This is a genomic window from Paenibacillus sp. R-74696, assembly GCF_055814915.1.
The window spans coordinates 1-24444 of sequence record NZ_JBPULM010000028.1 but is presented as its reverse complement, the minus strand read 5'-3'; the positions used below and the strand labels follow the sequence as shown (position 1 = coordinate 24444).

Here is a 24444-nt window from a genome sequence, read left to right as displayed (position 1 = left end):
GCCAGCGCTTCTTCTGTTATTTTGCGAATATCGATGGGGGAGAGGGTGCCTTCATGAATAATATCTGGCAGAATATGCTCGAGGAAATACTTCACGCAGTGGAGATTAATGTTTTTGATTTTAATGATTGCGTAGCGGTACATGACGATAAATTCTTTCTCGGTATTGCCGCGCTGGAGCTCAGCGAAAGCCTCGTATACCTGATCCATTTTATCGGCGACTTCCAAAATCAGGCCCTCTACCGAATGGTCTTTGCCTTCGCGCAGCTGCCTGCGGAAAATAGCCTGAAATTCCTCGGGAATATTGTCCTGAATAAAATGCTCGACCATGCCATCCTCAACCTGCTGCAGCATCGAACGCAGTTCAAGGGAATAATGCTTGACGGGCGTCTTAATGTCTCCGATAAAAATTTCTCCATAATCATGACTGCTTGTAATTTCATAAAGCTTCTTCCAATCAATCGCGACGCCGTGCTGCTCCTCGATATCGGCTAGCGTTTTGGCATACTGAACGACTTTCCAGGAGTGAGCCGACACGCTGTGCTCTTCGAACTTGAATTTGCCGGGAGTACGGATAATGCGTTCTAAATCGTTAAGAGATCTAAAGTACGTATGAATGCCCATAAGTGCCATCATCCTTTATTTAGTTGAGTATGATTCGACTATACGCCAGGTATGTCAACTCAGTATTAACGCCATGTGTCGCTCAGGTCAATTTTCAAATTCATTGATAGCGATTCTCAATGTTGCTATACTGAAAGGATAAGCTGGACATGGCTTGAAAACAGGAATGGCATAGATCCAAGCAAGGGACAGGGAGGCGTCATGTATCGTAATCAGCACCCAAGGACGGATTTATTAAGTATTCGCCGCTTTATGGAGCAGCATTTTGATGAGCCGATATCTGTGGGACAACTGGCAGAGATGGCTAATATAAGCCCTAAATATTTTGTAGACTTGTTTAGAAAAACATTTGGGCAAAGCGCAATCGATTATTTGACCGACCTGCGCATCAACCGGGCAAAAAGATATTTAATGGAGACGGATTATCGTCTGCGGGAAATTGCCCATAAGGTGGGCTACAGTGACGAATTTTACTTCAGCCGCAAGTTTAAAAAAGAGGTTGGCGTATCCCCATCCGAATTTATGAGCCGTCCGAGACAACGGATTGCCGCATGTTCCCCTTCGCTTATAGGGCAGCTGCTTGCGCTGGGTATGATTCCGGTTGCCGCACCGCTGGATTCGAAGTGGACACCTTATTATTATAATGTGTATCAGATGAGCATTCAGGTGCATATGCGCTATGGGAATTTGCAGCGGCATGAGGAATGGGACAAGCTGACGAAGGTCCGCCCCGACGCCATTATAGGCTTCGATCATTTGTACGATGAAGAAAAGCAGAAGCTGGGCAGCATTGCGCCTGCTTTATTCGTTGGTACGGGGCAGAACGATTGGCGAGAGCAGCTTCGTCAAATTGCTTTATTTTTAAGCTGCGAGCAGCAGGCGGAGGAATGGATTGATGGATATACGCGGAGGCTGGAATGGGCCCGGACGAGCATCAAACAGGCCGTGCATGAGGATACCTTTGCTGTATTGCGTATATATGGGAATAAGGTGCATGTCTACTGCAACCAAGCTATTTTGGAGCTGCTGTATCAGGAGCTGCAATTGTCTCCGGCCTATGAGCAGGACTCGCTGTACAATGTGGAGCTGACGCTGGAGCAGCTTAGCCAACTTGACCCGGGCCGCATGCTGATAGTAGTATGCCCTGAGGCAGAGTCGCGCTCGTACTGGCTAGCACTTCAGCATAACAAGGTATGGAGGTCGCTTAAAGCGGTTCGCAATCATTTTGTCTATCTGGTTCCCTCTGATCCATGGTTCGAATACTCAGCCATAGCGATGAACCGGATGCTGGATGAAATGCTGCTGCTCCTAACCGGATATTGTCCAAAGGCAGGAACGGATAAAGTCCATGGAGCGTGCATGGGGCATCCTTTATAATACTCCTTAGTGAGAATTGTTATCATAGGAGGGTATTTCGAATGTTTCAGAAGCAAGGTTTTTTGCGAAAAAAGGTTAGAGCCAGCGGGCTTTCGCTGCTCCTTATAGGGCTGGCGCTGAGCCTGCTGAGTGCTTGTGGCTCCACTAATGCCGAAGATCCAGCTGTGCCAGCCCAGACAGCAGCTGCCGTACAAGAAAGCCAGGCTTCTGAGGTTAGCGAAGCCCCTGAGGCTTCAGAGGAAGCTTCAGCGACGAAGACGGTAACGGATGAGCAAGGGCATGAACTGGTCATACCAGCCAAGCCATTAAAGGTGTTTGCCCCCTATATGGAGGATTCCCTGCTGAGCTTGGGTGTAACGCCTATAGCACAATGGGGGAATGGCGGAAAAGGCCAAGCTTATTTGCAGGATCGGCTTAAGGGTGTGCCGACTGTCGAGTTTTCAGGAGGGCGCCCTCCTTCCCCAGAGCAAATTATGGATTTTGAGCCTGATCTGATTATTTTGCATACGGCCCACTATGCTGACGACGGCATCTATGAGCAGTATTCCAAAATTGCGCCTACCTACGTTTTTGTCAATGCGGCGGGCGATCTAAACAGCTCGATTACGAAGCTGGGCGAGTTGCTTGGCAAACCTGACGAGGCGAAGCAGGCGCTGAGCGACTATGAACAGAAGAAGGAAGAGGCCAAGGCCAAGCCCACTCCAGTTGCCGACGGGAAAAAGGCGGTTTTGATCAATTTTAATGCCAAAGGGATGTACCTGATTGGCGGCAACTATTTTGGAGGCTATGTCCTTTCACATGAGCTTGGCATAGGAAAGAGCAGGCTGGTTGAAGAGAAAAACAGCGTGGATGCCTCGCTGGAAATTCTTCCAGAGCTGGATGCCGATTTTATTTTTACAATCGACTACGCAGGCTCAGGCGCAGCCAACATTAAGGAGCTGACCGATAATGCGATTTGGAGAAGCATGTCTGCGGTCAAAGCGGGCCATGTTTATGCGGTTAGCGATGAATATTGGACAGGCGGCGGTCTAATTGCATATAGCCAAATTATCGATGATATTGTTCGGTTTCTAGCGCCATAATGAAAAGTGAAGCTGCGGGACATGATAGGGCTGGAAGCAGCGAGAGAGTGGTGTATGCAAGCCACAGGCAGCTGGAATACCGCATAAGGATAGCTGTGCCGAAGGAGCCGCCTCCGGAGAAGGGCTACCCGATCATTTATGCGACGGATGGGGATGCGGTGTTCGGCACGTTTGCCGAGGCTGCCCGCTTGCAAACACGCAAGCCGCATGGCTATGACCCCGTCATTATCGTAGGCATCGGCTATCCATCTGGTGAGCCGTTCGATATGACCCGGCGCTGTTATGATTTTACAACACCTGCAAAGCTTGAAAATCTGCCAACCCGGCCCAATGGAGAGCCATGGCCGGAGCATGGCGGAGCGGATTGCTTTTTGGATTTTTTGGAGAACGAGCTGAAGCCGGCGCTGGAGAAGGAATTTCCCATAGACAAGGAGCGGCAGACGATTTTCGGACATTCGCTGGGGGGACTGCTCGTCCTCCATGCCTTATTCAGCCGCCCTCAGTCGTTTCAGCGGTTTGCTGCGGGAAGCCCGTCCATATGGTGGAACAAGCATGCCGTTCTGGAGGAGCAAGCCGCATTTGCTGCATGGCTTCGTCAGGGAGATCCTCCGCCGAAGCTGTTGATTACCATCGGCGCGGAGGAACTACTGGATATGGTGAAGGACTCCGAGCAGCTGGCGGACGGTCTGAAGCTGCTCCAAGCCAGCGGCTTTCATGCGGCAATCGCCAAATTTCCCGAGGAGAGCCACGTTAGCGTGCTGCCGGCAGCGATCAGCCGGGTCATTAAATTTGCCTTATCCGGCTAGCGCTTGAGTGGCCAGCGCAGATGCAGATGCTCGACGATCGTAATGAAGCTTGATGTTCGTAAAGCTGCTTGATATTCGTAATGAAAGTTGATATTGGTAATGAAATTAGGGTGTGCATGCAAAGCGGAGCCTGCGATTGTTACTGACACCCCACAGCTCGGGAATCTCACTCCTTTTTGAAGGACTGAGATTCCGCTATTCTAGCTTTTGCTGCGATTTCAGGCCGTAAGCGGACAGGAAATCCGCTATGGCTCTCATCATCCCGTCATAATGGCCATTTGCAGCGTTTTAGCTGCTCCTGAGTCCGCAGCTTGTGCCATAACACGTAATTCTGTTGAAATAGCGGCTGCTGTGTCCACCAAGTCTAGCGTTGAGCAGAGAGCACCCCTGAAACGAAGAGCATGAAGCCAACTTCTGGTACGTATTTCATTCACATTCATGAGGTATGACCTTCCGGTTAGGAGAGGGAATAGAATTGACGCTGGCTTGAATCAGGATCTGACTCGCTTACGTTTGCATACACGCCCTAGTTAATTGAAAATATATCCCTGTGTTTAGCAGGCCCATGCGTATAAGCATGGGCCTGTTTGTTTTATCGGAAATCCGAAAAATGGACCCCCTAATACGAAATTTGAAGCCTTACCGGATCGGAGGCTGCCGTCTACAATGGATAAAGAAGGGATTTCAGTCTGTAGAGCAAGATTCCAACGTAGTATGGGGGATTTAAACGGTGAAAATACGGCACGAAGCACAATCGGCGGCAGCGCTTGCGGCAAGCACGAGAGCGGCGAAGCGCAGCAGATGGTTCAGGAAGCTGTACGGCCAGAGGCATGTGCAGGTGATGGCGCTGCTTGGCATTTTATGGATGATTGTTTTTAATTATGTCCCGATGTACGGCATCATCATAGCGTTCAAAGAATTTAATATCGTCAAGCCGATCAGCGCGGCGCCTTGGGTAGGCTGGTCGCATTTTCAAGAGTTTTTCCAAGATGAGAGCTTCGTAAATGTGATGCGCAATACGCTGGGCATCAGCTTGATTAAGCTGGCAATCGGCTTTCCACTGCCGATTATATTCGCTTTATTTTTGAACGAGGTAAGGTCGGTGCTGTTCAAAAGGTCGGTGCAGACGATATCCTATTTGCCGCATTTTCTATCGTGGGTTATCCTTGGCGGCATCCTGACGACTTGGCTGTCGGATGTCGGTATCGTTAACCATGTGCTGTTAGCGCTTAACGTCATTAAGGAGCCGATCTCGTACCTGGCAGAGCCCGATTATTTCTGGGGCATTATTATTACCTCGGATATATGGAAGGAGCTCGGCTGGTCCGCCATTATTTATTTGGCAGCTATTTCAAGTGTATCACCCGAAATGTATGAGGCCGCTACGATTGACGGGGCGGGCCGCTTTCAAAAAATGTGGTACGTTACACTGCCGAGCATCAAAGCAACGATTTCGATTTTGTTCATTCTTGCAGTCAGTGGCGTCTTGAACTCCAACTTTGATCAAATTTTGGTGCTGAGAAACGCTTTAAATGAAAGCGCAAGCAATGTGATTGATATGTTCGTCTACCAGACGGGCATGCAGCAGGGACGGTATTCCTATGCAACCGCAGTCGGCTTATTCAAATCCGTTATCGCCCTTATTTTGCTGCTCATCGCCAATCGTGTAACGAAAAAAATCAATAACACATCGTTGTTTTAGGAAGGAGGCGACTGACTTTGCTCAGCTTGAAACGAAAAACAAAGGGAGAAGCGGCATTCGATTTCTTTAACAGCTTTGGCATGCTGCTCGTGTGCTTTGCGACCCTGTATCCCATCTGGTACGTTCTCGTGAATGCATTCAATGAAGGGCAGGACGGCATGCGCGGCGGCATTTACTGGTGGCCGCGGGTGTTCAGCATAGAAAGCTTCGAGGCGGTATTCCAGAGCGCGGGCATTATGACGGCAATGGGTATTACGGTAGCGAAAACGCTGCTTGGCGTACTGCTGCATGTTTTTTTCACTGCGATGGTAGCCTATGCATTTTCCCGCAGAGGGCTTATTGGCGGCAAGATTTACATTTTAATTGGCACGGTCACCTTGTTTTTCGGCGGCGGTCTGATTCCTACCTATTTGCTAATTAGAGATTTGCATTTGCTGGACAATTTTCTCGTGTACATTATTCCGGCGATGTTCAGCTTCTTCGATCTTATTATTTTCATGACCTTCTTCCGGGAAATTCCGGATGGGCTGGAGGAAGCGGCGAAAATCGACGGAGCGAATGACTGGGGCATTTTCCTCAAGGTGGTGCTGCCCGTATCGCTGCCGGTCATTGCGACAATTGCGCTGTTCCATGGGGTGTATCAGTGGAATGACTATTTTGCCGGCGTCATCTATATGAACAACATGGATTTGCAGCCGATCCAAACGTATTTGTACCGGGTAGTGGCACAGTCCAGCTCGAATCAGATGGTTGCCGCCATTCCGGGAGGCGTCGGCAAAACGGTTACGTCGCAGTCGATCAAGCTGGCAACGATGGTCGTCACGACGCTTCCGATTGTGCTGGTCTATCCTTTCTTGCAAAAGTATTTTGTCAAAGGCATGATGATTGGCTCTATTAAGGGCTAGTCTACAGTCTACTCAAATAGAAAAGGGGAAAATAAACATGGTTAAACAACCCGCATTAATGCGTCTGCTGGTGCTGCCGCTTGCCGCTGCTCTCGTATTTTCGGCAGCCTGCTCATCAAACAGCAATACGAACGAGGGCACAACGAATGGGGGTACACCTTCTGCTTCTGCTGAGGTGAAGCTGACGCAGGAGGATAAAGGCTGGGAAGTGGATAAAAGCCCGATTACGTTCGATTGGTATATTAATTTCTCGTGGTTTCCTAATAAGTGGGGCGTAGATGACACATCCAAGTATATTACGGAGAAAACAGGCGTAGATATTAACTTCATCGTCCCTGCCGGAAATGAGGCGGAGAAGATGAATACGATGATTGCCTCCGGCAGCCTGCCTGATTTCATTACGCTCGGCTGGTACGAGGATGCCGTCAAGAAGATGATAGAAGGCGACATGGTGCTTCCGCTTAATGAGCTGGCTGACCAGTATGATCCTTATTTCTACAAGGTGACCGACCCGGCGAAGCTCGCCTGGTACAAGCAAGAGGACGGCCATATCTATGGGTATCCGAACGCCTCCTCCTCGCCGAAGGATTACGAGAAGTTTGGCGACAGCATCACCTCTACACAGACGTTCCTCGTACGCAAGGACATGTATGAGGCCATCGGCAGCCCGGATATGCGGACAACGGAAGGTTTCCTTCAAGCATTGGCTGCTGCAAAAGCGAAATTTCCCGACATTAACGGTCAGCCGTTAATTCCGCTGGGGATGTATGATTTTAATGAAAAGGGCAACAGCTCGCTGCAAGCTTACATTCAAAACTTCTTGGCTATTCCATATGAAAAGGATGGACAGCTGTATGATCGCGACACAGACGCTGAATATGTAAAATGGCTCAAGACGATGCGCCAAGCGAATGAAAACGGCCTGCTCTCGAAAGACATATTTATCGATAAGCGCCCGCAAATGGAGGAGAAAATCGCCCAAGGCCGTTACTTTGCGATGCTGTATTCGAGGTCTGATCTGGCTAACCAGCAAAATGCGCTATTTGCAAACGATCCTAACTCCATTTATATTGCGGTGGATGGGCCAGCTAATGCTGCTCAGGCTCAAGCAACGCTTGCAGGGCCATCCATTTCCGGCTGGACCGTTACCCTCATCTCCAAAAATGTGAAGGATAAAGCGCGGGCGATCCGCTTCCTAGACTACCTCATTTCCGAAGAGGGCCAGCGGGATATGTTTTTCGGCAAGCAGGGCGTAACCTGGGATACAATAGACGGGAAAGACCAATTTCTTCCTGATGTATTAGCGCTGCTTAATTCCGACCGTGGGGCCTTTGATAAAAAATATGGCGCCTCCCATACCTTCTGGATGCTGATGGATACGAATTTGACCCCGGAATGGTCGCCGCCAGCCGTTGAGCCATTCAAGCAGATGGAAGACTGGACGCGCGGGAAGGCGCTCAGCCTGTCGCAATTTGATCAGCTTGATCCGACGGGGGCTTCGGAGGAAGGCATTATGAAGACAAAGCTGGATCATGAATTTGGCAAGGCGCTTCCGAGGCTGCTGCTTGCGAAGTCAGATGCCGAGTTCGACAGCTTATGGCAGGAGTATTTGAGCAAGCGTGATGCTCTTGGCTTTGGCACTGTTCAGGCCTATAAGCAGAAAAAATATGAAGAGAACGTAGCGAAGCTGGCAGCATTCATTAACTAATACAGGACAGACCCGGGCATACATCCCGGCATCAGGTGCGCCAAATCCATTATGGACTGGCGCGCTTTTTGCCGCCTGCAAGCAATTCAGGGGGCTGGGCCGCGAAGATGGAAGTGAGCCTAACGTGGGAAGGCAAATTCGGAGCTATTTTCAAACGACGGCTTATTGGCTGGGCAGAAGATCGATGCAAAGCCGTCTGGTCGCCGCCTATATTTTTATATTGCTGTTTCCTAGCATTGTGGTGTCGAATTATTTATTTGGCGAAATTAGAGACAGCCATATTAATGACACGCTTAGGCAGGGACAGTATTTGGTGGAGCTTGAGAAGGTAAATATACTTAACCAAATCGAAGCGATGGAGCTGGCAGCCCAGCTTACGCTTCTAAGCGCGGATATTACCGGCTATGTGTCTGCACATAAGGAGTTTACGACGGAGGAGCTGCTCGATTTGTACCGGGGGCCGCTAACCGATGTCATCAATATTCAAACGAACAATCCGAACATCGCCCATTTGCGCCTGTTTGCAGACAATGACTATATATCAGAAATGTGGCCGATTGTGTTTCATGAGCAGCGTATTCAGAAGGAGTCTTGGTATTCAGAGCTAGCGGAGCTCGGCGGCAAGGAGCTGTGGGTGTTTAAGGAGGAGGATGCCGATATTTTGCACCGCAATGTAACGGATGTCCATAACCAGATGCCGAAGGTTTCCCTGATGCGGGTCGTCCGGGCAGGCAGCGAGCGGATTGGCGTCATTCAGGTGGAAATGCTGCTGAAGCATTTTGCGCCAAAGGCATTTGCCAGCTTGCAGGATGAGGGCTCGCAGATGATGCTGGCCGACAGCAAGGGAAGCATTGTGCTTGATGAGCTCCAAGCCTTCGCGGGTACAGGCAGCAATCCGAAGCTGCGAACAGCCATTAAGGAGAATTTCGCTGCAATGAAGGAGTTTGGGCAGCAGGAAATACGTTTTGCGGTGGATGATCATCCTTATTTGCTCATTCGTACGCCCGTTGAGCAGGCGGAAGCAGATTTGCTCAATATCATTTCCCTGGAGCTTGTGTATGAACGTGTATCCAATGCGCAATTTCGAATTATGGCGGTTAATGTGGGGCTTATTGGCTTGCTGTCAATTATTACGTATATGATGAATGCCATTATTCTCAAAAATTTGCGGCGCTTGACCGAAGCGATGAAGAAGGTTCGGCGGGGCGAGACGCCGGCGGGGCTGCCCCTCAGCGGGGGCGGGGAAATCGGCGAGCTGGCGTTCCATTTTAACAAAATGATGCAAACGATTAATGAACTGATTGCCCAAGGCGTAAGAAAGAAGGCACTGACGAAGGAAGCGGAGCTGCGTACGCTGCACAGCCAGATCGACTCCCACTTCTTGTACAATACGCTGGAAAATATTAAAATGCTGGCCGAAATTGAAAACCAGCGGACCATCTCTGACTCGCTTACGTCGCTGGGCGGCATGATGCGCTACAACTTCAAGTGGTCAGGCGAATATGTTCGCTTGCAGGATGAAATTCGCCATATTCAAAACTATATTGCTGTCATGAATATTCGCTTTGACGAGCCAATCGTTCTTGAGCAGAGCATCGAGCCGGACTTGCTGGAGGTGGAGATGCTTAAAATGTCCTTGCAGCCGATCGTTGAAAATGCCCTTAAGCATGCTTGGCCAGAGCTGGGGGAGCCGCAGCGCCTTATCCAGATTACTGCTTTCGAGCATGAGGAGGGCGGAATCGTCATTACGCTTCGCGATAACGGTGCAGGAATCGCTCTTGAGCCGCTTGCGCTCCTCAATGAACGCATGCGGCTGGAACGGGCGGGAGAGCGCATTGTGGATGAATATGAACGAAGCGCAAAGCCGTTGTACGGCATAGGGCTGCGCAATGTGCATCAGCGCATTCGCATCTATTACGGCAAGCCCTATGGCTTGCAGGTGCGCAGCGAGGAAGGCCATTTTACTGAAGTCATCATAATGCTGCCCAAGGTGTTGATTGCAGGAGGAGGGAATGACGATTAAAAAGCTGCTGATCGTAGACGACGAGAAAAATATAAGAATCGGCCTGAAAACGATGATTGAACGGGAGTTTCCAGATCACTACCATATTCGGCTAGCCATTCATGGAGAGGATGCGCTGGCGCAATATGAGAGCGAGCAGGCCGATATCGTCATTACGGACATTCGGATGCCGGTGATGGATGGCATTGAGCTGATCAAGCAAGTGATGAAGCAGCCGGAGGAGAAGCGAAAGCCCGTTTTTATTATTTTGAGCGGCTATGATGAATTCACTTATGCGAAGGCAGCGATTGAGTATCAAGTCAGAGATTATATTTTGAAGCCGATTCGCCGGGATGAGCTGTTTGAATCGCTGCGCAAGAGCGAAAATATTTTGCAGGCTCAGGCTGAGCTTGCCCGAAAAACAGCAGAGGGCGACAAGTACCGCGAGCAGGTTCGAATGAGCCGCCTGAAGGAATGGCTCAGTCAAGGCGAGCTAATCCAGGGGCAGGTGGAGGAACTGGGCCGTGATGTAGATATACCATTCGAAGCGATCACCTTGCCATGCCATGTAGCTGTTCTCAGCTATAAATCCGAGAACGGGGAAGCGTTGAACCGCGATGAGCTGGGGCCGCTCGCCCGGAGTCTGCTCGGGCAACTGGGCGGAGCAGTTGCTGCATCCTTTGTGGACAGCGTGGGCAGGCTTGTGCTGATAGGCGGCCAGGCAGCGCAGTTTCACGAGCTGCTGCGGCTAACCGGAGGCAAGGAGCTGGAAGGGCTTCGTTTGGGACTAAGCGCAGAGGCGGCTAAGTATGAGGATTTGCGCAGCTGCTATAAGCAGGCAGAGGAGGCGCTGCACTATTCCTTTCTATATCCGGGCAGCCGCCTGCTCCAGTATCAGGATATTCGCGCGCCGCAGCGCCGCATGCATCCGATGCCGGATGAAGACATTCGCAAGCTTGGCAATATGCTGGGCACCGAGCGAGAGAGGGAAATTCAAGCGCTGCTTAAAGCTATTTTTCGGATCGAAGATTTGGCTGATCTAGATATCGGTTATTTGCGCCAGGTGGGCAAACGAATGAATGAGCAGGTGCTCGATGAAGTGTTTCGCCTATACGGAGAGGCTTCTATTGACGTGCTGAAGCTGTACCGCAGAGTCGGCAGCATGGACAATTTTCGCAGCTTTCATGACTATTACCGCAGCCTGGAGCATTTGCTATACAGTGTAAATGAGTATGTGAGCGGCATTCGTTCTGCCTATAACGAGCATGCGGAAATCAATGCGGCTATCGCTTACATGGAGACGAACTATGCCCGGCCGCTTAATATGGCGGTTGTCAGCAATTATGTCGGCCTCAATTACTCCTATTTCAGCGAGGCTTTTAAGGCGCATACAGGAGAGAGCTTCGTCTTGTATTTGAAAAAGCTTCGTATCCGCAGAGGCAAGGGACTGCTGGAAAGCACGAATGATAAAATGCAGGATATCGGAAGCATCTTGGGCTTCGAGAGCAGCAAGCAATTTACACGTGTATTCAAAGAGCTGGAAGGGATTTCTCCTCAGGAATATCGCCTTAAGGTCAGAGCTGCTGCCGGCTTGCGGGAATGAAAGACCTAAGCAAATACATGCTGCTGCATTGACATCAGCCCGTCAATTGGCGATGATGAAGGTATTCGTTCTTGGATTATTTTGCTCAAGAGGCGAATAGGGAATGGAAGGGGCTGACACATATGCAATTAATCGTTGAGCAGCCAGCGGCGAGCTGGTATAAGCAGCAGTTGGAGCTGAAAAATGGAGAGTCGGTCAGAATATTTGTAAAGCTTGGCGGCTGCAGCACTGTCGTACCCGGCTTGTCTCTAGGCGTTAATAAGGAACTGCCAATAAATCCGGGGCTCAGCACTACCGTTGAAGGGATCACCTTCTTTATAGAGGAAGCCAATTTGTGGTATCTCGACAATAAAGGGCTGCGTATTACGTTCGACGAGCGGCATGAGGAAATTGACATGATCGTGGAATAAAAAAGAGAGAGGCAGGGGCCGTTTGCGTTTTAAGGCTCCTGCCTCTCTCTTTCACTTAAAGCAGCGTGCTGGGGTTGATACCATATTTCTCACGAAAGGCGGCGGAGAAGTGGCTTACGTTCGTATAGCCGACGGCAAACGCGGCCTCGCTTACGTTGGCTTGTCTGCCTTCCAGCAGCCTCAGTGCCTGCTCCATTCGTCTGTCGCGTAAATAGCCATATACCGTTGTATCGTACAATTGGCGGAAGCCTTTTTTCAGCTTAAAATCGTTCATGCCCACGAGCTTGGCTAATTCCAGCAGCGATGGCGGATTGTCGAGACGTTGGATCAGCAAGGTTGCGGCCAGATGGATTTTATCCTTGTCATCCATACGCATAGTGGGGGTGGCTTCACCATCTCCGCGCTGGTCAACCAGCCTGTCTAAGTAGAGCGCCAGCAGCTCTAGCAGCTTGCATTCCAAATAGAGCCGATTCACGGCCATTCCTTCACGGAGCGAATTTTTAATCTGATTCAATACAAGTGCGGTGGAAGGCTCAATGGTGCTCTGCATAAAACGATAGTGATTTTTCCCCAGCAAATAGTTAAAATCAACGTGGCTGGCACAGCCGATATCCTGCAGGCACTCGTTCATGCCAACCGGGGTCATGAAGAGCTGGATATAAGAAAGCTGTCCGCTGCCGGGATACGACACGTTCGCCCGCAAGGGGTTCATCAATCCAAGATGGCTTTGCCCTGGCTCGAACCGATGCACACTGCTTTGAATATCGTTTTCTGCTATACCACTGGAACAAAAGCTCAGCTCAAATGACGGTACCGAAAGCTCAAATGAGCGAAAATAGTTATCGGGAATGTTGATATCCGTTTTAATCAGCTTAATGCCGCGGCGAAAGGAGTAGCTGGAAATGCCGCTGCCTGAGGGTGTAGCTACTTCTGATGATACAGAATGAAATGTGCTCAATGGGTTAACCACCTCTGACGGATACGAACAGATGAATGGGTAAATGATAACAATTTTCATTTAGGCTGTCAAACCTTAACCCTTCATATTCCCTCGCAATGAAAAAAGGAACTGGTCCCAGGTCATTGTGCAATGACTTGTAGGCCAGTTCCTTGAGCAGTCCGAGATGCTGCCTGCCGTTTGCGCTAGTTCAAAATCATTTCCGCGATCTGATCCAGAAGCATATCCTTGCCAAGCGGGGTGAAGGATAAATTCCACTGATCGTTATTGCTGCCCCGATACACGTTTCCGTTCTTCACCGCGTCCTTCGATTGCCAAATCGCACTATTGACCAAGTCGGTTTCACTGCCATCCGTATACATGAAGAAGATATGGTCGGGATTAATGGTGGACAGCCCTTCTATATCGATTTCCACGCCCCATTCTTTGATCGGTGTACCTTCAGCGTAAGGTAATTTCAAATCGTTGAACAGCAGGGAGCCATAGCCGGACGTACCGTAAATGCGAATCGTTTTTTGATTGGCTTCAATGACCGCAAACGTCTCAGCACCCGTCTTTGCAACGATTTCGTCGTGGAGCTTGGCTGCTTTGGCATCATAGGCTGCCAGCCAGTCTGCGACCTGCTGCTTCTGGTCCAAAATATCGCCAATTTGCGTAAAACGGCCGCGCCAGTCGATATAGGTCATGTCGTCGGTCAGCATAATCGTTGGTGCGATTTTGGTAAGCTGCTCATACACCTTCTCATGTCGTATATTCGTAATAATTAGATCGGGCTCTGACTGTACAATGGCCTCCAAATTTAATTCCCCGCTGCCATAATAGCCAGCTGTAGGGACATCAGCAAGGGCTTCACGCAAATGCTCCGGGATGACCGTAGGCGCGTCGAATTCCGTATTGGCGGTAATGACGGGCTTATGCCCCAATATGACCAGCTCCTCCGAAGAGCCGGATACGTCGGCGATACGCTGGGGATGAGCGGGAATAACCGTCTCACCCTTCATATGCTTAAAGGTTTTTGTAGCTGGCTGTTCAGATGGCGAGGCGGAAGGAGCACTGGCTTCGGTACTCGCTGGGTTCGGGGCATTATTGCTTGCCGACGAGCAGGCAGTAACAACAATCAATAGAGCAATAAATACAATAGTTGAAAATGGTTTAGTCAATTTTTTCATTAGAATTCCCCTTTGCTTGCAAGCAGTATTTACTTATTGATAAAGATTATCACTGAGTCGAAGCGTTTGCTACTCGCAGAAGGAGGATTGCTACCCGCATACGGATAATTCCCCTGTTGATGGACGCGTAATGCAGCAGAAGCCTGTTTTATCCATTGTGCTAAATGGTAACATCCAGTATATTGATAATGATTATCATCAAATAAAAGAGGGGTTTTCACATGTCTACGAAACAAGTCAGAATGTTCATTGCTGCAATACTACTATTAACCTTCGGTTTATTAGCAGCCTGCGGCTCCAATGGTGGTGCAGCAGCAACGGAGTCAGCACCAGCTGCAACAGCAACCGAGTCTGAGACGGCAAAGCCAGCTGAGCCAACTGCAACAGAGGCAGCAACACGCATCTACAAGGATTTTAGCGGGCATGAAGTTACAATTCCAACACATCCGCAGAAAATCGTATTGCTCGGCGACATTCCAGGGGATTTGCTGGCACTGGGCATTACACCTGCGGGGAACGATTGGGTAAACGAGCCCTACATTTATAAAGACGATTTAGTCGGGGTTGTCGATATTGGCTACCCGCATAATATGGAGAAGGTACTGGAGCTTGCGCCGGATCTGATTTTGCAGGCTGGATATGGCGGGCCGGATGACACCGGAATTTTCGAGAAAATGTCCAAAATCGCGCCGACGGTCATTTTCAATAGAGATGCGGCAACGTTTGATCGCTTGCGAGAGGTAGCTGACATCGTCAATAAGAAGCAGGAGGCGGAGGCTTGGATTGCCAGCTATGAGATTAAGGCGAAGGCGATGTGGGATAAAATCGGCTTGAAGCCAGGCGAGTCGGCAACGGTCTACCTAAGCCTAGCCGGTGACTTCTATGTTATGGGCAATTTCAGCTTAACGATGTCTCTGTACCAGCCGGGCGGCTTCAGCCCAAGCGCCAAGGTGCAGGAGCTCATCGACAAGAAGGAGGTGTTCTCGCTCATTTCAATGGAGGTGCTGCCTGATTATGCGGGGGACCATGTGTTTTTACTCAGCTCGCCCGGTACAGATGATGAAGTGGAAGCGAAAAAGCTGATGGAAGGTCCGCTTTGGAAATCGATCCCTGCTGTTAAAAATAAGCATGCTTATACGGCTGATATTAGCTGGAACGCAAGTGATCCCATTACAATGGAACGTTTCTTGGACGAACTCCCGAAAATTATGGGCATAGAGTAGGCAATCGTTTACAATAAACGAAGGGTCTACTATATTTTTTTAGAGGAGTTTGATTTCATGCCATTAACGAAACCCAATCAGGAGAAATTGGAGCACTTGCTGCAAGAGCAGGAGTATACCCATGCCTTGGACTACTTAATGACACATGCCCGTGAAGGTGTGCGTTTAGCCAAGCGGAACCCAGCGGATTATTCTAAAACCTGCGTATCGCGAATTGGCGGAGATCCCGATCTTCCGGATGACATAGAATGGCCGCTTGATCAAGACGGCACACCGATGACTTTTTTGGCGCAGCTGCGTTTGGAGGATTTGGCACCGCAGGATGCGGCTTCGCGGTTATCGCATGGCGGCATGCTTTATTTTTTCCTCGGAGTGGATGAGCCTGCGTATCATATTGACCATTTCGTCCTGCATTTGAAGGATGAGCAGCTTGCAGGCGCCAAGCGCCGTTTTGCTCCTGAGGAAACGTCGTTGGAGGATGCAGATTTCACAGGCTATGAGGTGGTAGGCCGAGCTTCGATAGAGCTTCCAGGCTATGGCTATGTTGATGAAGAGCAAGTTGAAGATGATGAGCATGATTATGAGGAATACGATGATTTGGCGCATGAATTGAGCGGCAGCGAGGATGGCGATCTGGCTGTCATGTTCGGTTATCCGGCAACGCAGCATGGCGACTGCGAGATAGAGGCGGCGCTGATGCTGATGACGGGCAAGCGCTATGAATACAGCCCGGACAAAGCGATGAAGCAGCTGGCGGACCACTTCGGAGGCGATGCTGGACAAGCGGAGCAGGAGGTTGCGGATACGCTCGTGCTGCTGACTCTAGATTCGGATAATGACGTAGGCTTCTGCTGGTGGGATGCCGGGGAATTGCAATTTTATATTCGCAAAGAGGATTTGCTGGCAGGGAATTTCACGCGTACTTATTGTTCGCTGTATTCCAGCTAAAGGAAGCTAACGGCGATTGTGAAGCCAAATGAGAAAAAGCATGTTCACCGGCATCAAGCTGCTGGTGAACATGCTTTTTTTAATATAGGAAAGGATATAATTTTCCCATCCTTGCTCTATATTTCTCGGAATGAAACGCGCTGCGCCGCCAAAGGACGGCGTCAGCCGTTTCACCTTGGATTAGGCAGGCGTTAAGCCTTTTTGCCTAAAAAGCTCTCTACAATAAATTGCAATTGAGCCTCGAGGGAGATCGGATCATTAAAATAAGAGCCCTCAGCGTTTATAAAATAAACCTGATTTTGCTTCACGGCAGGAAGCCCTTTCCACAGGCTGCTCCCGTAAACGACGTCCGGGTTTCCATCATCCCAGCCCCAATTGCTTGTGAAAATATAGTCCCCGGCATATTCCGGCAGCTGTTCAAGAGACAGGCTTGAGCCGAACTCAGCGCCATCAATAAGAGCCTTTTGGATAATAGCAGGAGCCTTCAGGCCAAGATCACCGTAGATGATTTCTCCGCCTCTGCCGCCTTTATTGCCCCAAGCATAAATACCTTTTGCGTAAGGCTGCAAAATCGAGACGGTTTTGTCTCCGACAACCTCGGCGATTTTAGGCTTAACCTCGGCAATTTTTGCATTCCACTCATCGATCCAGGCCTCGGCAATTTGTTCCTTGCCTGTTATTTTTCCAAACTCGGTTAATAGCTCAGAAGGGGTAGCTGCCCCATATTTAAGCCGTACCACTGGAGCGATTTGAGCCAGCTTCTCATATTCGCTTTCTTCCAAAAAATCATAGACAATAATCAAATCCGGGTCGATATTCAGTATGGCCTCCAAATTAGTGCCATCCCCCAGATCGGCGATGCCATCCAATTTGCCTTCGTGATAAGGGTTAACCAATGATTCTGCCAAAGCTGCGACCGGCTTCAAATCCAGCTTAAGCAAATTTCCGATTGCGCTCCCTGTCAAATCAACGATCCGTTCCGGGTTTGCGGGTATGGTTACCGTTCCTGTGCTATCCGTATAGGTTTTCGTTGCTGCTGCAGAGCTGCTCGTTGGTGATGCTTCAGCCGAAGGCTGGCTTGAGCTTTGCACGGCAGGACTGCTGCTTGTCCCAGACTGACTTGCGCCTGTGTTAGCTGCACCAGAGCAGGCGCTTAACAGTAAGGTCATACATAGCAGCAGGGTTGCCGCCATGGTATAGGGCTTGTTTATTTTTGACACAGAAAATCCTCCACTTCTCGTTGAATGATAATGATACTCGTAATCATTCACACTATAGCACTGCGTATAGGGAGGGACAATGGCAAATTTAGTACGAAATGCGGGCGATTTTGGTATAAGGCTGTTTTGACGGTATTTTGTTCTAAATTCGGATGGCGGCAGTCCATAATATTTTTTGAAGCTGCGGCCAAGTGTATGGGCATCGGGATACCCGACAAGCTCCGCTGTTTCTTGCAGGGAGGTTTCGGTTTGCGCCAGCAAGTCAGCAGCTCTTCTCACACGAATTTGAGTTAGCAGGCGAATGGGGCTATCATTCATTTGCTTTTTGAACAGCTTGGTCAAGTAGCTTACACTGCAATCGAACAGCTCCGACATCGTTTCCAGCGTAATGGGGTCCCTGTAGCATTCCTGCATATATCGCAGCATTTGTGCCAATAAATCGGGGCGAGCTGGTTCAATTCCTTGTCGCTGCATTTGCCAAAGAAGCTCATGCACAAATTGAAAAAATAAAGTCCGTGCGTGCAATAGATGAAGGGGATCAGGCTTCATCCAAGCCGTATACATTTTTCCCATCGTCTCAAGCAAAGGCAAAGGATATAAGGGGACAAAGCGATATTCATATTGGAAAGGGCGGTTCAAATCATTAGGCTGCACCAGCTTTTGCGAAGGGGCGAGCATAAGAACGGCCTTGTATAGAATAAGGTAATAGGCAAAGGGCTGCTCTGCCGTAATCGAGAGCTGCACACTGCGCCCGCCGTGCAGGACATGGAATTGCTCCATAGGATGCTGCGAATGATCCAGCTGTACTTGCGCGCTGCCTTCAATGACATAGAGAAAGGCATTAGCCGGCAGACGATAGGGGGACAGCCTTTCTCCGGCTTCCAGCCGTGCATAGCGAAAATCCATTATTTTCACAGAAGCATGATTCCAGAGCATGATATGATCATCTAGTTTCATTACAGTCTTTTAATCCTCCTAAATGGGGCCACTTTCTTCTTCCTTCATTATATGGTTACACCATTTAAGCGTAAATACGCAGGGGGTGAAAATAAGGGGGAAATTTGAAATGGTGTTGCGGCCGGTTTTGTGGTAGTATTTACTCTTATATTGAATGAGGACGTGAGCAGCGCGTGATTAATATTACGATACCAACACCGGATGTAACAATCGAGAAGCAAATTTCTCCAGAGCTTAGCAATATTTATGGCTTTACTGATTTTCACTTGATCCCTCGCGACAAGGGCGGCATCTTTATGTTCTACAATAAGAGCAAGGAGCTGCTGTTTGTTGGCAAAGCAAGAAAGCTCAGACCAAGAATTAAGAAGCACTTTGAAGATTCGGTATCCCCAATGAAACCGCATCGCGACGAAGTGACGACGATCGAGGTTTGCATCATTGAAGAGCCGGTGGATAGAGAAATCTACGAAACGTATGTCGTGAATAAGCTAAGAGCGAAATACAATGTGGACAAGGTGTTTTTTAAGTAAATTGTAAGTTTTAGAGTTAGGATTGCAAGGAGGCTATGTATACTGTCAATTGAGACGGTGTTCATGGCCTCTTTTTTTGTATGTTTTTCGGGATTTTGAGGGGTAAAATGCTTCTTTGATACAGCCATTAATGTATAATAAAAGGATAGCGATTACAGCTAATGATTCCATTGTGGAGGTTATATGAAAACAATTCTGCTTACTTTAGCCTTTTCTTGGCTTGCACTCGTAATTATTCTATTACTTTACAGATTGATTAAGAAAGAAATTTTTGCCCGATCAAGAGAAAATATTGGCATGTGCATCAATGGCATCTTGCTAACCTTCATGTTCAGTATTACGAGAGACGAGTCGTATATTCCTTTTATCAATATACCGTTAATGATTACATTTATAGTATTGCTTTGCATCATTGTTTATAAGACGAGAAAACAGAGCAAGACGCCGTCGCAATAGCCTAGAGCTATACATATAAATTTGCAGACATATGAAAAAATAAAGGGTTGCCCTGCTTACGCCTATTATCAGGCATGAGCAGGGCAACCTTTTTTGAAATTATAAATATTTTTTAACTATCGGTAGTTAAATTATTGACGGAACGACTTCCTATCGCCTATAATCAATTCCAGCAGAGTGAAATAAGGAGTTGAACAGGTTGAAGAAAAAAGAGCTTACAACGAATCAAATTATTGAGGCGGCATTTGAGCTTTTTGCCGAGCATGGGATCGAACGAACGAGCTTAAGCATGATTGCAGGCAAAGTCGGCATTACGAAGCCGTCGATTTATTATCATTTTTCGACGAAGGAAGAGCTGGTCAGCCGGACGTATGAATATATTTTTCAAAATCATCATTTCGGAAAATATTTTCAAGAGGAGTCCGTTACGAGCGCAAGCTTTCGGGAAACGTTGTATCAGGGCGGACTACATATGCTTCCGGATGGCAGCAAGGAGCATTTAGCCTCGCTCAGGGTGTTGAGCGAATTTATGATGCTTGCCGAGCGAGATGAGCTGTACCGAGCGCGCCTGACCGTTATGCAGCAGGAGTTTTTGAACGGGTTTCATGATCTGCTATTGAAAGGCGTGGAATTAGGGGTGGTAGCTTCGCGGAATGTAGCGTACAAAGCCCATATGCTCGCCTTGGTCATCGATAATTTATCCCGCTGCATGATGATGAAGGTGGTCATGGACTATCAGGGAGTCTGGGGCGAAACGGTCGATAGCGTCCTGCTGGAAGCGGCGAAAGAGGAGCATTAGAAAAGCGAAATGGGGAGGAAATGCCAAATGAAAATCTTTTTTATTACAGGCACGTCTAGAGGGATTGGGGAAGCATTGGCGGAGCAATTGATGGCAGAGGAGCATCATTTATTTTGCCTATCGCGGGCGGAAAATGAACAGCTGGGTGAGCGGGCAATTCGCAGCAAGACGAGTATGACTTATTATCCTTTTGATTTGAATCAGCTGCTGCAAATTGAGCCTATGTTCACGGCGTTATTCAGCATGATTCCGCAGGACACAGAAATAACAGGCTTCTATTTAATTAATAATGCGGGGATGCTGGCTCCAGTGGCGCCAATCGAACAGAACCCAGCTCAAAGCATGATTGAAAATGTGAACATTAATTTGCTCGCTCCAATGATTATTACTGCGAATTTCCTCAAGCGTACAAAAGACTATAAAGGGGATAAGCGGATTATGAATATTTCATCTGGTTCTGCCCGCTATTTACTACCTTCGCAAAGCTGTTACAGCACTTCGAAAGCGGGTTTGGACTCTTTTTCCAAAAGCGTGAGCTTGGAGCAGCTGAACCAGCCGTATCCGGCCAAGGTGGTATCCGTCTATCCGGGGATGATTGATACCCAAATGCAAGCTGAGATGCGTTCGGTACCCAAGGCGGACTTCCCCTACGTTGATCAATTCATTCAAATCGCGGAAGAGGGCAAGCTGCAGACCCCTGAATATACGGCGGCAAAATTAATTGAGCTGCTGTTTAGCGAAGATTTTGGCAGCAACGTCGTGGTTGAAAACTTATAATCTATGAGAGAGAATCATTATCATTTATAATAGAGGGAGTTGTTGCGACAGTTATCTCATAGAGCGATCCAGCATACGGGAAACTGAGGAGAGGAATTGAAACGGTGTGATGAGTATAGAAGATCATATATTGTTATGGAACCACGCGTTCGTTCGAATGATGGATGTTCGCCATATCATGATGGTGTTTAATGAGAAGCTGCCGGCTTATGACTTGCCCGCTAGTGCATTTTTGTTCACGGCGCGAGGCAGTGCAAAGGTTTCGCTGGATGGCAATGTGAGCATGGTTCGGCGGTTCCATGTGCTGCATGGCGGCAAAGGAACCCGGCTCGAGATCGAAGCAGAGGATGTATTCGAATTTTATTTAATTTTGTATAAAGCGTCACTAGTTCCACCTTTCCGGCGCGAGATGCAGCTTCTTATGGAACGGGAAAATCCGTTTCAACAGCAATATGATTTTACACCGCAATATCCGGTTGAATTGCTGGAGAAGGTGAAGCGGATGCATCATGAATGGAGCAGGCTGAATACGCTGGAAAAGCTGCATGCCAAATCGCTGTTCTATCAATTTGTTTATGAATTGCTGTGGCAAATACAACAGCAGGGCTTTGAGACGGATAGTCCAGATTTATCGGAGCAAGCCATTCGTTATATGACGGAAAACTATCAGCACAATATTACGATTGAATCGCTGGCGCAGCTGCTAAATTATAGTCCGCAATATATATCCAGAAAGTTTAAGGAGCAGACGGGAAACAGTCCAATCAACTTTCTTATTATGCTAAGAATGGATAAGGCGCAGGAACTGCTGCTGACGTCGGATGCTACCTTGCAGGAGGTTGCCGCTTCCGTAGGCTATCCTGATATGTTTTATTTCAATCGTATGTTTAAAAAGCATGTGGGCGTAGCTCCCGGCCAGTACAAAAAACGCAAGCTTGTCGGCGGCAAGATACAATATTCTGCAAAAAAATCGTTAACATCCTCCATTGTGAAACGGGTCGCCCAACGATATATTGGTGATGAAGATGAAAATCATTATCAATATAGACCAGAGGGGGATTTTACGTTGTACAGAGGTACGAAAACATCGATGACAGCAACTTTATTGCTTTGTCTCATGCTGCTGCTAAGCGCTTGCGGCACAGGAGGCGCGAATGCCACGACGGCAGCAAACGGGGGAAGCCAATCTGCGAACGTACAGCCAGCGGATGCTGCTCAAGGAGGAGCCGCTACCAGCCAGCAAGGCAGCACGAATCAAGCGAGCTCAGCACCAGCTGAAACTACTAAAACGGTATCCACCGTATTCGGGGATGTTACGATACCAGTAAATCCTAAGCGAATCGTAGCGATAGATTATCTGGGTTCTCTCGTCGCTTTAGGTGCGAATCCGATCGGTTCATCAGAGTGGCTGATGCAAAACCCGTATTTAAAGGATAAGATCGATGGCGTTGAAAATGTGGGGGATTCCATTGAAAAGGTCATGGAAATGGAGCCCGATCTGATTATCACCTTGACAAGTGATCAAGAGAAATATGAATTGCTTAGTAAAATAGCCCCGACAGTGAGTGTTCCCTTTAATAAATTCAAAAATGTTCATGAGGAAATAAACTATTTCGGCGAGCTGCTGGGTGTTCAAGAAAAAGCAGCCGCATGGCTGACCGATTATGATGCTCGCATAGCTGCTGCTAAAGCGAAGGTGAAGCAGGCGCTTCCTGAGGATGCGACGGTCAGCGTGCTTGAAGATCAGGATAAATCGATTTACGTCTTCGGTATTATCTCCGGCCGGGGCGGACGTGCAATCTATGAGGCACTGGGTCTCAATCCGCCAGTAGGACTTACTGAAGAAATTATGAAGGAGAAATATTACCCGATTTCGCTGGAAAAGCTGGGCGATTTCGCGGGTGATTATGTTGTCCTGACAAGCCCGAAAGCAATGGAAGAATACAAAGCTAATCCGTTATGGAGCCAATTGGATGCGATAAAAAATGATCGTGTGTTTCTCTGGACGGAGGATCAATCCTGGTTCCAAGATCCGATTGCGATGCTGTCTCAGGTTGAAGAGCTGGCAAATTGGCTGATCGAGAAATCGAAGTCCTAGATTGGAGGAAGCAGAGTGACACAATCCAAAGAGTTATACGATGTAACGATAATCGGTGGGGGCCCGGCGGGCATGTACGCGGCCTTCTATAGCGGTATGCGAGATATGAAGACGAAGCTGATTGAAGCCAAGGAAGAGCTTGGTGGAACGATGCTGATTTATCCGGAAAAAATGATTTGGGATGTTGGCGGCGTGACGCCAATCCTATGTAGGCAATTGATTGCGCAGCTCTCACAGCAAGCGCGAACTTTTGACCCGACCCTTGTATTTGGACAGCAGATTGTCGGTCTGGATCACTTGGAGGACGGCACCTTTCTTCTTACAGCAGAATCGGGAGAGACGCATTGGACGAAAACGGTCATTCTGACGATCGGCTACGGCGTTCTGACAACGTCGAAGCTCGAGATTGAAGGTGCTGATCGGTATGAGGTGAGCAATCTTCATTACACGGTGCAGGAGCTTGAACCGTTTCGCGGCAAGCATGTTCTGATATCCGGCGGCGGGGATTCAGCGGTAGATTGGGCCAACGAGCTGGAGCTGCTGGCGGCCAGTGTTACGATTGTACATCGCCGCGAACAATTTGGCGGACATGAGAAAAATGTTGTACGGATGAGACAGTCCACGGTTAATGTTAAAACGCCATATGCGGTTACTCAGCTGCATAGCAAGGATGGTAAAGCAATCAATCAGGTGACGATCAGTCAGGTGGAGAGCGGAGAGACAGAAACGCTGGACGTAGATGCCGTAATCGTAAATCATGGCTTGAAGAGCGATTGTGGAGCTATTCGTGAATGGGGCTTGGATATCGGTGTTCGTAGAGTAAAGGTAAGCAGCAAGCTGGCTACGAATATACCGGGTGTTTTCGCTGCCGGAGATTTTGTAGATTACGAATCAAAGCTTTATTTAATTGCCGGAGCGTTTACCGATGCGGCCTTTGCCGTGAACAGCGCCAAGCTGTATATGGAGCCAAAAGCCGACGAGGTTGCTTATGTATCCTCGCATAACAGCAAGTTCAGAGAAAAAAATCTGGCGCTTGGTGTTCGGGAAGAAGACGCATAAGAAGTGGGAGCTAACCTTTTAGGGTTAGCTCC

The 24444-nt window shown here is 48.6% G+C and carries 20 protein-coding genes; 16 read left to right on the top strand and 4 right to left on the bottom strand.

What is annotated here, in order from left to right; genetic code table 11:
- On the bottom strand, positions 1 to 623 hold a 623-nt coding region (locus ACSR9A_RS11195; RefSeq protein ID WP_473757311.1), incomplete at its 3' end, for a YfbR-like 5'-deoxynucleotidase.
- 201 nt (positions 624 to 824) lie between these two features.
- Between ACSR9A_RS11195 and ACSR9A_RS11190 the strand changes: the two genes are divergently transcribed.
- The 9 genes from ACSR9A_RS11190 to ACSR9A_RS11150 all read left to right on the top strand — a co-directional run bounded on the left by ACSR9A_RS11190 (position 825) and on the right by ACSR9A_RS11150 (position 12218).
- Positions 825 to 2000: a helix-turn-helix domain-containing protein gene (locus ACSR9A_RS11190; protein ID WP_473757310.1), complete on the top strand. Its 1176-nt coding sequence runs from the start codon at positions 825 to 827 to the stop codon at positions 1998 to 2000.
- A 41-nt stretch (positions 2001 to 2041) separates the two neighbouring features.
- A complete protein-coding gene (locus ACSR9A_RS11185; protein ID WP_473757309.1) occupies positions 2042 to 3082 on the top strand; it encodes an ABC transporter substrate-binding protein in 1041 nt (346 codons plus the stop codon).
- Positions 3082 to 3888 carry an alpha/beta hydrolase gene (locus tag ACSR9A_RS11180; protein ID WP_473757308.1) on the top strand — a complete coding sequence of 269 codons (807 nt, stop codon included), beginning with the start codon at positions 3082 to 3084 and terminating at the stop codon, positions 3886 to 3888. Before ACSR9A_RS11185 ends, ACSR9A_RS11180 begins: the two co-directional genes overlap by 1 nt.
- Positions 3889 to 4618: 730 nt before the next feature.
- A complete protein-coding gene (locus ACSR9A_RS11175; RefSeq protein WP_473757307.1) occupies positions 4619 to 5590 on the top strand; it encodes an ABC transporter permease in 972 nt (323 codons plus the stop codon).
- An 80-nt stretch (positions 5591 to 5670) separates the two neighbouring features.
- On the top strand, positions 5671 to 6495 hold the full coding sequence (locus ACSR9A_RS11170; RefSeq protein WP_473757313.1) for a carbohydrate ABC transporter permease: 825 nt from the start codon (positions 5671 to 5673) through the stop codon (positions 6493 to 6495).
- A gap of 37 nt (positions 6496 to 6532) precedes the next feature.
- The gene (locus tag ACSR9A_RS11165; RefSeq protein ID WP_473757306.1) at positions 6533 to 8203 is read left to right on the top strand and encodes an extracellular solute-binding protein; all 1671 of its coding nucleotides are present in this window, start codon (positions 6533 to 6535) and stop codon (positions 8201 to 8203) included.
- Between the two features lie 124 nt (positions 8204 to 8327).
- Complete coding sequence (locus ACSR9A_RS11160; protein ID WP_473757305.1) at positions 8328 to 10226, top strand: sensor histidine kinase; 1899 nt, start codon at positions 8328 to 8330, stop codon at positions 10224 to 10226.
- Positions 10216 to 11808, top strand: a complete 1593-nt coding sequence (locus ACSR9A_RS11155; RefSeq protein ID WP_473757304.1) for a response regulator — start codon at positions 10216 to 10218, stop codon at positions 11806 to 11808. Before ACSR9A_RS11160 ends, ACSR9A_RS11155 begins: the two co-directional genes overlap by 11 nt.
- Positions 11809 to 11930: 122 nt before the next feature.
- Positions 11931 to 12218, top strand: coding sequence for a HesB/YadR/YfhF family protein (locus tag ACSR9A_RS11150; RefSeq protein ID WP_473757303.1), 288 nt, complete (start codon positions 11931 to 11933; stop codon positions 12216 to 12218).
- 55 nt (positions 12219 to 12273) lie between these two features.
- Here the strand turns inward: ACSR9A_RS11150 and ACSR9A_RS11145 are convergent, their stop codons facing one another.
- Both ACSR9A_RS11145 and ACSR9A_RS11140 read right to left on the bottom strand, forming a co-directional pair.
- Positions 12274 to 13176: a helix-turn-helix transcriptional regulator gene (locus tag ACSR9A_RS11145; RefSeq protein WP_473757302.1), complete on the bottom strand. Its 903-nt coding sequence runs from the start codon at positions 13174 to 13176 to the stop codon at positions 12274 to 12276.
- 185 nt (positions 13177 to 13361) lie between these two features.
- The gene (locus ACSR9A_RS11140; RefSeq protein WP_473757301.1) at positions 13362 to 14345 is read right to left on the bottom strand and encodes an ABC transporter substrate-binding protein; all 984 of its coding nucleotides are present in this window, start codon (positions 14343 to 14345) and stop codon (positions 13362 to 13364) included.
- Between the two features lie 221 nt (positions 14346 to 14566).
- Between ACSR9A_RS11140 and ACSR9A_RS11135 the strand changes: the two genes are divergently transcribed.
- Positions 14567 to 15568: an ABC transporter substrate-binding protein gene (locus ACSR9A_RS11135; RefSeq protein WP_473757300.1), complete on the top strand. Its 1002-nt coding sequence runs from the start codon at positions 14567 to 14569 to the stop codon at positions 15566 to 15568.
- Positions 15569 to 15625: 57 nt separating this feature from the next.
- Positions 15626 to 16516, top strand: a complete 891-nt coding sequence (locus ACSR9A_RS11130; RefSeq protein WP_473757299.1) for a YwqG family protein — start codon at positions 15626 to 15628, stop codon at positions 16514 to 16516.
- A 191-nt stretch (positions 16517 to 16707) separates the two neighbouring features.
- Here the strand turns inward: ACSR9A_RS11130 and ACSR9A_RS11125 are convergent, their stop codons facing one another.
- Positions 16708 to 18693 (bottom strand): AraC family transcriptional regulator, encoded by a 1986-nt coding sequence (locus ACSR9A_RS11125; protein ID WP_473757298.1) that lies wholly within the window; start codon positions 18691 to 18693, stop codon positions 16708 to 16710.
- A gap of 173 nt (positions 18694 to 18866) precedes the next feature.
- Between ACSR9A_RS11125 and ACSR9A_RS11120 the strand changes: the two genes are divergently transcribed.
- From ACSR9A_RS11120 to ACSR9A_RS11100, 5 genes are all read left to right on the top strand, one after another.
- The gene (locus tag ACSR9A_RS11120; RefSeq protein ID WP_473757297.1) at positions 18867 to 19223 is read left to right on the top strand and encodes a nucleotide excision repair endonuclease; all 357 of its coding nucleotides are present in this window, start codon (positions 18867 to 18869) and stop codon (positions 19221 to 19223) included.
- 655 nt (positions 19224 to 19878) lie between these two features.
- The gene (locus tag ACSR9A_RS11115) at positions 19879 to 20478 is read left to right on the top strand and encodes a TetR/AcrR family transcriptional regulator (RefSeq protein ID WP_473757296.1); all 600 of its coding nucleotides are present in this window, start codon (positions 19879 to 19881) and stop codon (positions 20476 to 20478) included.
- Between the two features lie 27 nt (positions 20479 to 20505).
- Complete coding sequence (locus ACSR9A_RS11110; protein WP_473757295.1) at positions 20506 to 21255, top strand: (S)-benzoin forming benzil reductase; 750 nt, start codon at positions 20506 to 20508, stop codon at positions 21253 to 21255.
- 109 nt (positions 21256 to 21364) lie between these two features.
- Positions 21365 to 23353: an AraC family transcriptional regulator gene (locus ACSR9A_RS11105; protein ID WP_473757312.1), complete on the top strand. Its 1989-nt coding sequence runs from the start codon at positions 21365 to 21367 to the stop codon at positions 23351 to 23353.
- A gap of 15 nt (positions 23354 to 23368) precedes the next feature.
- Positions 23369 to 24412, top strand: a complete 1044-nt coding sequence (locus tag ACSR9A_RS11100; protein WP_473757294.1) for an NAD(P)/FAD-dependent oxidoreductase — start codon at positions 23369 to 23371, stop codon at positions 24410 to 24412.
- The last annotated feature ends 32 nt before the right edge of the window (positions 24413 to 24444 follow it).